Annotated in this window: 10 protein-coding genes and 1 pseudogene; 6 read left to right on the top strand and 5 right to left on the bottom strand. The window is 71.9% G+C overall.

The features are described from left to right. Positions 1-217: 217 nt before the first annotated feature. Entirely contained in the window at positions 218-748 is a 531-nt protein-coding gene (locus ACWD68_RS40480; RefSeq protein WP_451811473.1) for an SUKH-3 domain-containing protein, read from the bottom strand. Between the two features lie 78 nt (positions 749-826). After that, complete coding sequence (locus ACWD68_RS40475; protein WP_266759602.1) at positions 827-1,330, bottom strand: YwqJ-related putative deaminase; 504 nt, start codon at positions 1,328-1,330, stop codon at positions 827-829. A gap of 229 nt (positions 1,331-1,559) precedes the next feature. Between ACWD68_RS40475 and ACWD68_RS40470 the strand changes: the two genes are divergently transcribed. From ACWD68_RS40470 to ACWD68_RS40460, 3 genes are all read left to right on the top strand, one after another. Continuing rightward, complete coding sequence (locus ACWD68_RS40470) at positions 1,560-2,594, top strand: SMI1/KNR4 family protein (protein ID WP_451811472.1); 1,035 nt, start codon at positions 1,560-1,562, stop codon at positions 2,592-2,594. Between the two features lie 7 nt (positions 2,595-2,601). Then, complete coding sequence (locus ACWD68_RS40465; protein WP_451811471.1) at positions 2,602-5,466, top strand: SUKH-4 family immunity protein; 2,865 nt, start codon at positions 2,602-2,604, stop codon at positions 5,464-5,466. Between the two features lie 346 nt (positions 5,467-5,812). Next, a complete protein-coding gene (locus tag ACWD68_RS40460) occupies positions 5,813-6,700 on the top strand; it encodes a cellulose-binding protein (protein ID WP_451811470.1) in 888 nt (295 codons plus the stop codon). A 93-nt stretch (positions 6,701-6,793) separates the two neighbouring features. Here ACWD68_RS40460 and ACWD68_RS40455 read toward each other — a convergent pair whose 3' ends face one another. The 3 genes from ACWD68_RS40455 to ACWD68_RS40445 form a co-directional block, all read right to left on the bottom strand. Then, positions 6,794-8,428, bottom strand: coding sequence for a sodium/solute symporter (locus tag ACWD68_RS40455; RefSeq protein WP_451811469.1), 1,635 nt, complete (start codon positions 8,426-8,428; stop codon positions 6,794-6,796). After that, entirely contained in the window at positions 8,425-8,958 is a 534-nt protein-coding gene (locus ACWD68_RS40450) for a DUF485 domain-containing protein (RefSeq protein WP_451811468.1), read from the bottom strand. Before ACWD68_RS40450 ends, ACWD68_RS40455 begins: the two co-directional genes overlap by 4 nt. Before the next feature lie 236 nt (positions 8,959-9,194). Continuing rightward, positions 9,195-10,697: an MFS transporter gene (locus tag ACWD68_RS40445; protein WP_451811474.1), complete on the bottom strand. Its 1,503-nt coding sequence runs from the start codon at positions 10,695-10,697 to the stop codon at positions 9,195-9,197. 473 nt (positions 10,698-11,170) lie between these two features. Between ACWD68_RS40445 and ACWD68_RS40440 the strand changes: the two genes are divergently transcribed. From ACWD68_RS40440 to ACWD68_RS40430, 3 genes and pseudogenes are all read left to right on the top strand, one after another. Next, the gene (locus ACWD68_RS40440) at positions 11,171-11,959 is read left to right on the top strand and encodes an ABC transporter ATP-binding protein (RefSeq protein ID WP_451811467.1); all 789 of its coding nucleotides are present in this window, start codon (positions 11,171-11,173) and stop codon (positions 11,957-11,959) included. Further along, entirely contained in the window at positions 11,956-14,535 is a 2,580-nt protein-coding gene (locus ACWD68_RS40435; protein WP_451811466.1) for an ABC transporter permease, read from the top strand. The genes ACWD68_RS40440 and ACWD68_RS40435 overlap by 4 nt, the downstream gene beginning before the upstream one ends. Before the next feature lie 81 nt (positions 14,536-14,616). Next, positions 14,617-14,711: pseudogene (locus tag ACWD68_RS40430) on the top strand (alanine--tRNA ligase-related protein); the annotation flags it as partial.

Here is a 14,711-nt window from a genome sequence, read left to right as displayed (position 1 = left end):
GCTGGATCAGACGTGGGCTACCTGTGCGAACTGCTGCTCGATCCGAACGTAAGCGACGGACATTGGGATGTACCGGCACGGCCCCTCCCGTGCGCGGACGGCTGCGGGTGCATCGTGGTCGGGGGCGACCCTTCCGTGCGCTTTCGGGTGCGGGGGCTGGGGCGGACCCCAGGGTGGGTCGGGTAGGGGCGGAGGGGGCGAGGACCTGCCTGGGCCGTCAGGTGGAGGTGAGGCGGGTGGGGGCCGTGCCGGTGAGGAGGGTGGTGATGGCGGCGTCGATGTGGGGGCCGACGTACCAGTCGCCGGTGTGGTCGAGGGTGTAGACCCGGCCCTCGGCGTCGATGGCGAGCAGGGCGTGGGAGTCGGACTCCTCGCCGAGGGGGCAGACCTCCGTGTCGAGGGCGCGGCCGAGGTCGCCGAGGGTGCGGGCCATGTGCAGCCCGTGCAGGGGGTCGAGATGCAGCAGGGCGGGGGCCAGTTGGCGCCCGGGTCCCGTGGCGCCGACGCGCAGACCCCCGAATTCCGCCCATGCCTCGACCGCCGCGGGGAACACGGCGTGCCGGTGTCCGGCCGGCGACGCGTGTCCGCGCAGCGCGTCGGCCCAGTACTCGGCCTGCTTTATGTCCCAGCGTCCGGGCTGCCATCCGGCGGTGCGCAGTGCGTCGTCCACGGGTTCGGAGAAGCGTGACGTGGGTGCCCCCTGCCCGGGTGGAGAGGGGAGCTTGATGGAGGAGCGGTCGGAGTGCATCTGCCCTTCGTTCGTCGAGGGATGGGACATCGGCGTCGCGGGACGCCGTCAGTGGTACGTGTGCGGGGATGGGGGAGTTCAGGCGTCCGGTGCTGCCGGGTCGACGATGCGTACGCCGAAGTGGTCGCTGAGCGCCGTGCAGGAGCGGCAGGGCGCGGCGAAGCTGCCGTGCAGCGGGTCGCCGTCCTCGCGGATGCGGCGCGCGGTGAGCTTGGCCTGCTTGAGGGCTTTGCGGGCCTCGCCGTTGGTCATCGGCTTGCGGGCCGCGCGCTTGCTGCGTTCGGCGTCGATGGTGGCGATGTGCCGGGAGATCAGGATGGCCTCGGCGCAGCGGCCGGTGAAGCGGTCGCGTTGGGCGTTCGTGAGGGTGTCGAGGAAGTCCTGGACCAGCGGGTGAAGAGCGGGGGGCTGGTCGCCGCGGGCGGCGGTGCCGGTGAGGGTGGCGCCGCGGACGGAGAGGGCGGCGGCGACGGTGGGGAGTATGCCGTCACGGCGGTGCAGCAGGATGGGGGCGTGGGTCGCCTCAGTGCTGCTCCAGCCGACCCGGGGGTCCCCGGACGTGCCCGTATGCGTCGCGTTCATGATCGTTTTTTCCTCCCGTGCATCCCCCGGTGCGGAGACAGACTGCCAAATGGCGTGGCGGGAGCGGAAGCTGGGGCGCCGCGACACGCCAGGTCTTCGGCTTACGGTCACGGCGGGGTGACGGCAGGTCACGGAACCGGAGGCCCGGTGACCGGTGTCGTACAACCGAATAGGCTGTCGACATCCGCACTCCATCCAGCTACTGAGAACGCCGCAGGGGGCAACCGCCATGACGACAGGTCGGCTCGGGCTGGGGGCACCTCCCAGCCCGCAGGCTGGGGGACAAGCCGCGCCACCGAACGCGGCCTACGCCGGGCAGGTCGTGCACTTCCCGGATCCGGTCCGGGCGGCCCGCCACCCCAGAGGTGTGCGGATCGACGAGAGCGGCTATCCCGACTTCTCGCTCTACGCGCGCGGCGCTGCGGAGATCGCAGAGCCCCCGGAGGGTTTCGGCGTCGACGAGTTGCGGTTGACGGACTACGTTTCCGCGAACGCCGCTCTCGCCGCGTCCGGGCACGACCTGTGGGACACGATTCCGTCGGTGGCGACGCCGCACGGCTGGACGTGGCATCACGTGGCGGGCACCCGGCGGCTGGAGTTGGTGCCCGTAGAGGTGAAGGCGTTGCTGCGGCATCACGGTGGTGTCGCGACCACGGCCGTCGACCATTCCAAGCGGGGGACGCGGCCGTTGCAGGAGACGCGGCCCGCGCACTTCGGGCTGCCGAAGGCGTCGGTCGCGGTGACCGAGCAGCAGGTGCTGGGGGTCGAGGAGGATCTCGGCTACCGGCTGCCGGGTGCCTATCGGTCGTTCCTGAAGGCGGCGGGCGGGTGCGCGCCGGTCGGCGCGGCGCTCGACGCCGAGCTGGGGCTGCTGGTGGACCAGCCGTTCTTCACCGTGCGCGACGAGGCCGCCGTCAATGACCTCGTGTATGTCAACAAGTGTCTGCGCGACCATCTGACCAAGGATTACCTGGGTGTCGGGTTCGTGCAGGGCGGTCTGCTGGCGGTGAAGGTGAAGGGCGACGCGATCGGTTCGGTCTGGTTCTGCGCGTTCGACGACGCCCGTGATCAGGACGCCTGGCCGCCGGCCGAGCGGGTGCAGCGGCTGCTGCTGCCGTGCGGTGACGACTTCGACCAGTTCCTGTCCCGGCTGGCCGGTAATCCGCCGGAGTTGGAGACGGTGGCGAATCTGATGGTGGACGGCGGTTTCGCGTACGCCGTGCCCGTCTCTTCGGTGTCTTCGGCGTCTTCGGTGGGGGAGTGAGGTTGCGATGGTGACCTTCGCGCAGGCGCAGGAGCGCGCGGAAGAGTGGATCAACGGGGATGTGCCCGGGTACCAGCACCGTGAGGTGCGGGTGCGCGAGTTCGAACTCGGTTTTGTCGTGTGGGCGGAGGACCGTGCCGAGGGGCCGCGTTCCGACGGGGGCGGGCAGCGGCTCGTCATCGCGCGGGACAGCGGGGAGGCCACGCTGTGGCCCGCCCTGCCGGTGGGTGAGGTCGTCCGCCGGTACGAGGAGGAGTACGGGGTGCCGGACGGGCCCCCGGAACCTGCGCCGGCGCCCGCGGCACGGGTCGACCTGAATCAGACGTCGTTCCTGCTGAGTCCTCCGGAGTGGTTGCAGGAGGCCGCGGACAGGATGGGGATTCCGGACCGGCGCACGGGTTCGGGATCGTCCGCCTCCGACGGGGAGGGATCCCGTCCGGCCGCCGCTTCGAACGGCGCTTCCGGGAGCGGGAGTTCGCTTCCGGAAGCGCCGGGAGACTCGGGGGCGCACGGAGCGCCGTCCGCGCCCTTCTCGGCCGGCCCCGCTCCCGCGCCGGCTGTGCCGTCGGCTTCCGGTGGGGGCACGCCGTGGCCCGCCGCCGCGACCGACGACGACGCGGTCCCGGTTCCGCGGGACGCGCGGCCCGACGTACCCGCGGACGCGACCCCGTGGGCGGGGACGGACACGAACGGCGATGGTGGGGACGACCGTTCCGTACCGCTGCCGGCGACCGTGTTCGCGCCGCAGCTGACGGATGTCGACGATTCCGACACCCCGCCGCCCGCCGCGGCACCGGACGCCAAGACCGCCCTGATCTCCGGGGGCAGCCAACTTCCGCGTACGACGCTGTCCCCCGTGGCCGGCGACCCGAACTCTCCCGCGCCGTCCGGTGCTTCACAGGGGCACGGCCTGCCCGGTGGTCCGCCGCCCGCGCAGGGGTCCGGCGCCCACCAGGGCACACCGCCGCCCGGTGCGCCTTCGTACGGCTATCCGCAGGGTCCGGGCGCGGGTCCGGGGGCGCCTCCGCCCGGCGCGCCCGTTCCCGGCGGCCCGCAGGGGACGCCTCCTCCGGGAGCGCCCGCGTACGGCTTCCCCCAGGGGCCCGGCACACCGCCGCCCGCCGCTCCGGGCGCCCCCGGCACGCCGCCGCCCGCCGCGCCTTCGCGCCCGCTGCCTCCCAACGCCGGTGACATCGCCGACGCCGCGACCAGCAAGGCGCAGGCGCCGCCCCGCGGGGCCCGCGGGGGCGGGGCGAGTGCTCCGCATCCGCCGAGCGCCCCCGGAGTGCCGGGTGCGCGGCCGGGCAGCACGCCTCCGCCGTCCGGCCCGGGTGCTCCGGGTACGCCCGCGGGCGGCTATGTGCCGACTCAGCTGGTCTCGCAGCTCGGGCCGGACGGGGTCCCTGGTGTGCCCGGTACCCCTGACGCTCCCCAGCCTCCCGGCGCCACGCCGCCGGGCGGTGGAGTCCACCACGCCGCGACGATGCTCGCGGGCCCCTCGGTGGGCGGTCCCGGTGCGCCGCAGCCTCCGGGCGCGACGTGGCAGCAGGGCGCTCTCGCCGGCCCGAACCCGCCGGGCGGCACGCCGCCGGGTGAGGTGCACCATGCCGCGACGATGCTGGCGGGGCCCTCGGTGGGCGGTCCCGGTGCGCCGCAGCCTCCGGGTGCCCCTGGCGCACCCGGTGCGCCCCAGCCTCCCGGGGGCACGTCTCCCGGTGGGGTGCACCATGCCGCGACGATGCTCGCGGGGCCTTCCGTCGGGGGCCCGGGTGCGCCGCAGTTTTCGCAGGGTCCCGGTATGCCGCCGGGCGTCCCTCAGCCGATGCCCGGACAGCCGATGCCTGGGCAGCCGATGCCGGGGCAGCAGCCGCCGGCGTACGGCTATCCGCAGGCCGGGCAGCCGACCGTCGGGCCCGGCTATCAGGCCGTGTTGCGCTACCGGGCGCACGACGGGTCCGAGCAGCAGCTGATCCGGCGGTCCGCGCCGGGCACGCCGCATCCGGAGTGGCAGATCCTGCACGAGCTGCGCGCGATGAACGTGCCGCCGCAGCAGGTGCTGGAGCTGCACACGGAGTTGGAGTCCTGTGAGCTGCCGGGCGCGTACTGCGCGCGGATGATCAGGGAGACCTTCCCGCAGGCGCGGATCACGAGCATCGCGCCGTACGGCACGGACCACGCGAGCCGGCAGCAGGGGATGCATCAGCTCCTCGCGCACCAGGGCGAGTTGCACCAGGTGGCGGACGGTCCGGCGCGTCCGGCGCCGGTACGGGCGCCGATTCCGCCGGTGCAGCCCTCGCCGCCGATCCCGCCGGAGGTGATCGGGCAGGAGCTGGCGGCGGCGTTCGGGCCGGGGCTGTTCCGGTTCGACCAGGCGGCCGTGTCGCGGCAGGGTGTGCCCAACATCGTGGCGCACACCCTGGTCGTGGCCGGGCTGCCGGTCGACATGGGGCCGTTCTTCTGGGCGCAGGCCCAGCCGGGCCGTCCGGTGCCGACGCTCGCCGAGCTGGCGCAGGAGCGCGGCGTGGCGGCCGCCCCGGACGCGGGCTCCTACCTCGTCATGGGCAGCGACTTCGGCAAGGCGATCTGTGTCCAGTACGGGACGGCGAACATCGTCGCGGTTCCGGTGGAGGCCGGTCCGGGGGGTGCGCCGGTGCCGCCGCAGTTCGTGAACACCGGGCTGCCCGAGTTCGCGCGCTGTCTCGCGCTGCTCGGCCGGATGTGGCGGCTGCGGTTCGGCCTCAACCAGGAGCAGGCGGGCCGCTGGACCGTCGACTTCCAGGCGCAGCTCGCCTCGCTCGACCCGGCGGCGCTCGGTTCCCCGGAGAGCTGGTGGTCGGTCCTGCTGGAGGAGATGTGGGACGGGCTGCTCTAGGACCTGTCCCGGCCGCGGTCCGGTAGGAGAGCGGCGGGACGACCAGACGACGGCAGGACGGATGAGGCGCTCGACCCGCGTGACGGGTGGGGCGCCTCTTCCGTGTGTGCGGCACGTACACCGTCGAAGGTGGCGTCGAACGGGACCGTACGAAGGGTCGGACCGTGCTTCTCCGGGTGTCGTGCCGGCACCGCACTTCGGGCTTCTGACCTCAATTGACTCGCGTGGGATCCGTCTCTGGCCGGATGAGTGGGCGGAGTGTCGCGTTATGAACACTTCCGTGTGATCCATCAAGATGTGCGCGAAATCGTCTTTTCGTGTGTGTCGGGCGGAGAGGGGTCCAAGGATGAGCAGCACAGCGGTGTCGCCGTACGGCTTCGTGGCTGTACGGGGGCGTGGCTACCGTCCCGAGCAGGTCGACGCGTACGCCGGGGCGCTCTCCCGGGAACGCGATGCCGCGTGGGAGCGGGCCGCCCGGCTCACGGTGCTGGCGAAGGACATGGAGGCGGAGGCGGAGCTGTTGCGGGAGGCCGTGACACGGCTCGCCCCGCAGACGTACGAGGAGCTCGGCGAGCGGGCCCGGCGGATCTTCCAGCTCGGCGAGGAGGAGGCCGAGGCCCTGCGGGACGAGGCGCGGCGGGAGGCCCGGGCGGTCGTGGAGGAGGCCGAGGCCGCGGGGCGCGAGGTGCGGGAGGCCGCGCAGGAGTACGCCGACGAGGTGCGCGGCGAGGCCGGGGAGCGGGCCCGGCAGCGGCTGCTCGCCGCGCGTGGCGAGGCCGACGAGGTACGGATCTCCGCGCGGCGGGAGGTCAAGGAGAACCGGGGGGAGGTGCTGGCCGCGCTGCGCGAGGTGCGCGGGCGCACGGAGGCGCTGCTCACCGGTCAGGACAAGGAGCACACGGCGCGGTGGGTGGAGGCCGAGCGGGTCGCCGCCGAGCACGAGGCCGCGTTCGACGCGCGCCACGCCGAACGGGTGGCGCGCGCCGAGGAGTCGGTGGCCGCGGCCGAGCGGGCCCTCGCCGAGGCCGAGGAGTCGGACCGCCACCGGCAGGAGGACGCGGCGGCGCGGGCCGCCGAGCTGCTCGCGGAGGCCCGGGTCCGGGAGGAACGGATCATCCGGGAGACCGAGCGGGTGCTGCGGGAGCACGGGGAGCGGTGGGACGACGTACGGGCCCATATGGACCACGTACGCAGCAGTCTCACGTCGCTCACGGGGCGGGCCTCCGCGGAGTAGCGGGCGGGTCTCCGCCCCTCGGCGACCCCCGCCGGGCCCCGCAGAGTGGCGCGGGCGCCCGGCCCGGCGGTGCGGCGCGCGGTCTCGCGCCGCTCACCGCCCCCTCCGTACCGCCCCCGCCAGGATCCATCCCTCCACCGCCTCGTACTGCCTGCGCTGTTCCTCCGCCTTGCGGCGGCCCGAGACCACTGTTCCGAGCCATCCGTAGGCGAACCCCAGCGGGATCGACACGAGGCCGGTCGTGGTGAACGGGAACCAGTTGAAGTCGGCGTCCGGGAACGCGGCGGCGGGGGAGCCGGAGACGAGGTTGGTGCCGGGCATGAGGAGGAGGACCGTGAGGGTGCCGCCGATGAGGGTGGCGAGGAGGCCGGTGCGGGTGTAGCGGCGCCAGAAGAGGCTGTAGACGAGCGCGGGCGCTATCGCGGAGGCTCCGATGCAGAAGGACAGGGTGACCAGGGGCTGCAGGCTGCGGTGCTGGGCGAGGGTGGCGAGCAGGATGGCCGGCGCACCCACCGCCAGCGCCGAGATGCGGGCGAGGAGCACCTCGCGGCGCGGTGACATGCGGTCGTCGTGGCGGCGGCCCCGGAAGAGCCGGCTGTGCGCGAACACGTCGTGGGCGAGGGAGTTGGCGCAGGCCAGGATCATCCCGGCGACGGAGGCGAGCAGGGTCAGGAAGATCGCTGTCGTCACGGTGGTGAACAGGAGGGTCTCGGCCGTGGAGACGGACGTGCCGAAGGCCGCCTTGGAGCCCAGCAGATAGGCCGTGTTGCCCTGCGGATCGGCCGCGGCGATCACATCGCGGCCGATCATGGCCGTTGCGCCGAAGCCGATGACGCTGATGATCAGCATGAACAGGGCCACGCACGGCACCGCCCAGGACAGGGACCGGCGCACCTGGCGGGCGCTGTCCACCGTGTACATGCGCATGGTGATGTGGGGGAGGCAGGCGCCGCCGAGGACGACCGTCAGCTCCGAAGTGATCATGTCCAGGCGGGGGCTGGAGCCGCCGGCGAACTGGAGTCCCGAGTGCAGGAAGGCGGGGCCCACGCCGCTGTTCCCGGCGGCGGCGTCGAGGAGCGCGCCGGGGTTCCAGTCGAAGCGCTGCAGGACGAGCACGGCGACCACCGCGCCCGAGCCGAGCAGCATCACGATCTTCAGGATCTGGATGAGGGCGGTGCCCTTCATGCCGCCGATCGCCGCGTAGCTGATCATCAGGGCGCCGAGGCCGATGACGCAGCCGGTCTTGAGGGAGTCGTTGGAGAAGCCGAGGATGAAGGCCAGCAGGTCGCCCGCGCCCGCCAGTTGCACCAGCATCAGCGGCAGCAGCGCCACGATGGTCACCGCGCAGGCCGTGTTGCGGACGGCGCGGCCCGGTGTCCGGCGCGCGAGCGCGTCGCCCATGGTGAACCGGCCCGCGTTGCGCAGCGGTTCGGCCAGCAGGAACATCAGCAGCATCAGGGACAGGGCTGTGCTCAGGGCGAGGACGACGCCGTCGTAGCCGGCCAGTGCGATGACGCCGCCGGTGCCGAGCACGGTCGCCGCGGAGATGTAGTCCCCGGCAATGGCAAGGCCGTTGCGCATCGGTGAGAGAGATCCGTAGCCGGTGTAGAACTCGTCGAGGTCGTCGCGGTCCGGGCCGGTCATCACGCACAGCAGCAGGGTGATCGTGGCCACGGCCGTGAACGCCACGAGTGACATGGTCTGCGCTGAACTGGTGAATCCCGTCATCGTGCCGCCTCCCGCTTCGCGTCCAGTTCGGCCTGTTTGCGGATGCGGTCCGCGATCGGGTCGACGCTTCGGCGCGCGGTGTGCTCGTACAGCCCGATGGCCAGGCAGGTGACGGGGAGCTGGAGCAGGCCGAGCAGCAGGCCGGTCGACAGTCCGCCGGACACCGTGCTCGTCATCAGCCACGGCGCGAAGGCCGACAGGAGGAGGAAGAGGATGAAGTAGCCGAGCGCGGTGAGGGTCGCGACGCGCCGCTGCCGGCGGTAGGCGCCGCGCAGGAGCCGGATGTCGCTGTGCTGTCCGAGCGGTCGGTGACGCGGCATCCGCCGCGGCTCGGGCTCGGGCGGCCGGGGCTGTGGCTGCCAGGGGTAGGTCAGCCGCGAGGGTTCGGGGCCGGGCGGCGGATATCCGGGGTGCTGGGTGTACGGCGGGTACGGGGGGTTCCGGGGGGCCTGCTGTGGCGGGTACTGCGGCTGGTGCGGGCGCTGCTGACGTGGCCTTGGGTGCTCGGGGGACGAGAACGCGTCTGGCATCCCGGTTCTCCTGGCGTGGCTCGGGTCCGGTGCGGGACCGCAGGGAGCGGGGGGTGAGCAGCGCACGCTACTCGTAGGTAGCGGGAGCGCGCGACCGTTTCACCAAACTGGGCGGTCGGTACGCGCTTGCTTCGTTGACCTGGGGTGTTACCCGCGTTCACCTGTGGAGTTCCCCTGGAGTTCACGTGTGGGAAGCAAGTGTTCGCAGTGACCGACGAGTGGTCCTGGTGCCGTGGTCAGTCCGTGGGGTCCTTGAGCACGGGGAAGCGGCGCGGTGCGACGAACAGCAGGGCCAGGAAGGCGAGGGCGGCGGCGCCCGCGGCCCCCAGATAGACCGCGTGGACCGCGTCGGCGACCGCGTGGCGCAGATGCCCGGCCGGTGCGCCCGAGTCCAGGGCGCGGGTCACCGAGTCGAGATCCCCGGCGCCGCCGAGCCGCGCGGCCAGTACCCCGTTGGCGACGGCGCCGAACAGGGCGGCGCCCATGGTCTGTCCGGTCTGCCGGCAGAAGAGGACGGAGGCGGTGGCCGTGCCGCGTTCGGCCCACCCGACGGACGACTGGACGCCGATGATCAGGGGGAGCTGGAAGAGCCCGAGCGTGCCGCCCAGCAGCAGCATCAGCAGCGCGGGCTGCCACGGCTCGCCCGGATAGGGGAGGAAGGGGAAGGTGAGCAGGAGCAGGCTCGCCGTGCCGATGCCGAGCATGGCGGTGTTGCGGAAGCCGATGCGGCGGTAGACGTGCTGGCTGAGCGCGGCCGACACCGGCCAGCTCAACGTCCATACGGAGAGCACGAATCCGGCGGCGACCGGGGCGAGGCCGAGGACCGCCTGGGCGTAGGTGGGCAGGAAGACGGTCGGCGCGACCATGAGCAGGCCCAGCGCGCCGAGCGCCAGATTGACCGCGGCGATCGTCCGGCGGCGCCACACCCAGCCCGGGATGATCGGCTCGGCGGCCCGCCGCTCGACTGCGACGACGACCGCGACCAGGGCAAGTCCCGTCCCGAACAGGGTGACCGAGGGCGCGGAGAGCCAGTCCCAGGCGACGCCGCCCTGCACCAGGGCGGTCAGCAGGACACCGCCGCAGGCGAACACGGCGAGGGCGCCCGCCCAGTCGATCCGTGGCCGCCGGGTGAGCGGGGCCCGCTGCGGTTCGTGCAGATGACGGGCGATCAGCCACAGGGCGAGGGCGCCGATCGGCAGGTTGATGAGGAAGATCCACCGCCAGTCGGCGTACGCCGCGAGGACTCCGCCCAGGGCGGGACCCGCGATCGCCGAGGTCGCCCACACCGTGGACAGCTTGGCCTGGATCTTCGGGCGCTCCTCCAGCGGGTACAGGTCGGCGGCGAGTGTCTGCACGGTGCCCTGGAGGGCGCCGCCGCCCAGGCCCTGTACGACGCGGAAGGCGATGAGCGCGGCCATGTTCCAGGCGGTGGCGCAGAGCAGTGAGCCGAGGAGGAAGACGGCGGCGCCCGCCACCAGGACCGGTTTGCGGCCGAAGGTGTCGGAGAGCTTGCCGTAGACCGGGAGCGTGACCGTGACGGCCAGCAGGTAGCCCGAGAACAGCCAGGAGAAGACGGAGAATCCGCCGAGGTCGCCGACGATCTGCGGAACGGCGGTCGACACGATGGTGGAGTCGAGCGCGGCCAGACCCATCGCCAGCATGAGCGACGCGACGACTGCGCGGCGCCGCCGGGTCTCGGCGCGGGTCGCGCGGGGCGGGTTCTCCCGCACGACCGGTATCTCGGTGTCCCCCTCGCCCACGGGATTCCTTCCCCCTGCATCTATCTGCCGGGACCAGCTTCCCACTTGAGCCTCACCTTGGGGGAGGGTGGACGCTGTGTGGGCCCGAGGGTGGATGTGAACCCTGGGAAGTTGTCCACCGGAGGGTGGAGGCCCCTAGGGGGATCTCCGTACTACGGCTCGGGGAGGGCTCGTCCCACCGGAGGACGAGGCGGGGCGGGGGTCGTCCTTAACCTGGCTTTACGCCGTCGGGAGCGCGTCCGGTAGTACGGACCGCACCCGCGGGGGTGGGGTTTTCCCCAGCAGAAGACGGGGCCGTGCACCAGCGCGTCCGACCCCCACCCGGCACCAGACTTACGGACGTGGCCGAGGCACCGCGTCCGAAGGGGCGCGGGCCTTCCGGCCCTTCTCGACCGCTCGCAGACTTTCGCAGCCCAGCAGTATCCCCTGCTGACCGACTTAGGAGACATACCGTGACATCGGCTGTAAGCATTCCCAGGCACGAGAGCACTGGAGGGCGTACGGCCGTTGCCGCGCGGGCGCGGCAGGTCGTCAAGGCGTACGGGTCGGGGGAGACCCGTGTCGTCGCCCTCGACCATGTCGACGTGGACATCGCGCGGGGCCGGTTCACCGCGATCATGGGCCCCTCGGGGTCCGGCAAGTCCACGCTGATGCACTGCCTCGCCGGGCTCGACACCGTCAGCTCCGGCCAGATCTTCCTCGACGAGACCGAGATCACCGGGCTCAAGGACAAGAAGCTGACGCAGCTGCGCCGGGACCGGATCGGCTTCATCTTCCAGGCGTTCAACCTGCTGCCGACGCTGAGCGCCCTGGAGAACATCACGCTCCCGATGGACATCGCCGGCCGCAAGCCCGACAAGCGCTGGCTGGACCAGGTCGTGGAGACCGTCGGGCTCGCGGACCGGCTCAAGCACCGCCCGAACCAGCTCTCCGGCGGCCAGCAGCAACGCGTCGCGGTGGCACGGGCGCTGGCGGCCCGCCCGGAGATCATCTTCGGTGACGAGCCGACCGGGAACCTCGACTCCCGGGCCGGCGCCGAGGTGCTGGGCTTCCTCCGGCGCTCGGTCGACGAGCTCGGACAGACCATCGTGATGGTCACGCACGACCCGGTGGCGGCCTCGTACGCGGACCGCGTGCTGTATCTCGCGGACGGCCGGATCGTCGACGAGATGCACTCACCGACGGCCGATCAGGTCCTGGACCGCATGAAGGACTTCGACTCCCGCGGGCGGACGTCATGACCGTCCTCAAGACCTCGATGCGCAACTTCTTCGCGCACAAGGGACGCATGGCGCTGTCCGCCGTGGCGGTCCTGCTGTCGGTGGCCTTCGTCTGCGGCACGCTCGTGTTCACCGACACGATGAACACCACGTTCGACAAGCTCTTCGCGGCCACCTCCTCCGACGTGACGGTGAGCGCGAAGAGTGCCTCGGACACCGGCGAGACGACCTCCGGGAACGGCAAGCCGCCGGTCATGCCGGCCTCCGTGCTCACCGAGGTCCGCTCCGCACAGGGCGTGAAGTCGGCGGAGGGCACCGTCTTCTCCAGCGCCGTGACCGTCGTCGACGCCGACAAGGACAACCTGTCGCCCTCCAGCGGCGCACCCACCATCGTCGGCAGCTGGAACGACAACGAAGCCCGCACCATGAAGGTCACCTCCGGTGCGGCGCCGAAGGACTCCGGCCAGGTGATGGTCGACGCGGACACCGCCGACAAACACCACCTGAAGCTCGGCGACGAGATCGGCGTGATCAGCGCGGTCGGCACACACACGGCGAAGATCTCCGGCATCGCCACCTTCACCGTCACCAACCCCGGCGCGGCGATCTTCTACCTGGACACCAGGACCGCCCAGAAGGCGCTCGTCGGGCAGACCGGCGTCTATACGAACGTCAACGTCACCGCCGCCGCCGGAGTCGCCGACGCCCAGCTGAAGAAGAACGTGGCCGCCGAGATCGGCGGCGGCTACAAGGTGCAGACCGCAAAGGAGACCGCCGACGCCAACCGCCAGGACGTGGGCGACTTCCTGAACGTGATGAAGTACGCGATGCTCGGCTTCGCCGGAATCGCCTTCCTCGTCGGCATCTTCCTGATCATCAACACCTTCTCGATGCTGGTCGCCCAGCGCACCCGCGAGATCGGCCTGATGCGGGCCATCGGCTCCAGCCGCAAGCAGGTCAACCGATCGGTGCTGGCCGAGGCGCTGTTCCTCGGCGTTGCCGGCTCGGTCCTCGGCGTCGGCGCGGGTGTCGGTATCGCCGTCGGCCTGATGAAACTCATGGGCATGACCGGTATGAACCTCTCCACCGACGACCTGACGGTGGCCTGGACGACCCCGGTGATCGGCATGGTGCTGGGCGTCGTCGTCACCGTCCTGGCGGCCTACCTGCCCGCCCGCCGCGCCGGCAAGGTCTCCCCGATGGCCGCGCTGCGCGACGCCGGCGCCCCCGCCGACGCGAAGGCCGGTGTCGTACGGGCCGTGCTCGGCCTGGTCCTCACCGGCGCCGGCGGCTACGCCCTCTACGTCGCCGCCGAAGCCGACAAGGCGAGCGAGGGCTCGATGTGGCTCGGTCTCGGCGTGGTGCTGAGCCTGCTCGGATTCGTGGTGATCGGCCCGCTGCTCGCGAGCGGCGTGGTGCGGGTGCTGGGCGCCGTCCTGCTGCGGGCCTTCGGCCCGGTGGGACGCATGGCCGAACGCAACGCCCTGCGCAACCCGCGCCGTACGGGTGCCACGGGCGCCGCCCTGATGATCGGTCTCGCGCTGGTCGCCTGCCTGTCGGTGGTCGGCTCCTCCATGGTCGCCTCCGCGTCCGACGAGCTCGACAAGAGCGTCGGCACCGACTTCATCATCCAGAACGACGGCGGTCAGCCGATCACCCAGCAGGCCGTACGGGCCGTGAAGTCGACGCCGGGACTGGCGCGGGTCACCGAGTACCGGGTCACGGAGGCCGACTACACCACTCCCGACGGCAAGACGCTCAAGGACACGGACATCACGGCTGCCGACCCGTCGTACGCCACCGACCTGCGCACCAAGACCGTCGCCGGCAACCTGAAGGACGCCTACCTGCCCGACTCGATGTCCGTGCACGAGAAGTTCGCCGAGGCGCACGGCATCCACCTCGGCTCGAAGATCAAGGTCGCCTTCAAGGACGGTGCCGACGCCGATCTGACGGTCCGGGCCATCACCAGCAGCGACGTCGTCATCGACGCGGGCTCGAAGTACATCTCCATCGCCACACTCGCCAAGTACGTGCCCGCCGAGAAGATGCCGCTCGACGAGCTCGTCTTCGCCTCGGCGAAGGACGGACAGCAGGCGGCCGCGTACAAGTCGCTGAAGTCGTCCCTGCACGACTACCCGCAGTACAAGGTCCGCGACCAGACCGACTACAAGCAGGCCATGAAGGACCAGATCGGGCAGCTCCTGAACCTGATCTACGGCCTGCTGGCGCTCGCGATCATCGTCGCGGTTCTCGGCGTGGTGAACACCCTCGCCCTGTCCGTGGTCGAGCGCACCCGCGAGATCGGCCTGATGCGGGCCATCGGCCTCTCGCGCCGCCAGCTGCGCCGCATGATCCGGATGGAGTCGGTGGTCATCGCCCTCTTCGGCGCGCTGCTCGGTCTCGGCCTGGGCATGGGCTGGGGCGCCACCGCCCAGAAACTTCTCGCCCTTGAGGGCCTGAAGGTTCTGGACATCCCCTGGCCGACCATCATCGGGGTCTTCATCGGCTCGGCCTTCGTGGGCCTGTTCGCCGCCCTGATCCCGGCGTTCCGGGCGGGCCGGATGAACGTACTGAACGCGATCGCCACCGAGTAACCGCTCGGCGGGCGGTCGAACGGACCACCGCGTACGGGGGTTGCGGTGGAACGGACGGGCCCGGTCCGAGGAGAGCGCGCTCTCCTCGTCCCCGCCGGCATGGTCCCCTTCAAGCCGTACTTCCTCGGCGAGGTGAAGCCGCCGTGGTCGCGCGCCACCAGCGTGCAGAAGTGCGT

Source organism: Streptomyces sp. NPDC005141 (assembly GCF_053599975.1).
The sequence above is the reverse complement of the archived record's forward strand: the minus strand, read 5'-3'. Positions and strand labels throughout refer to the sequence as shown.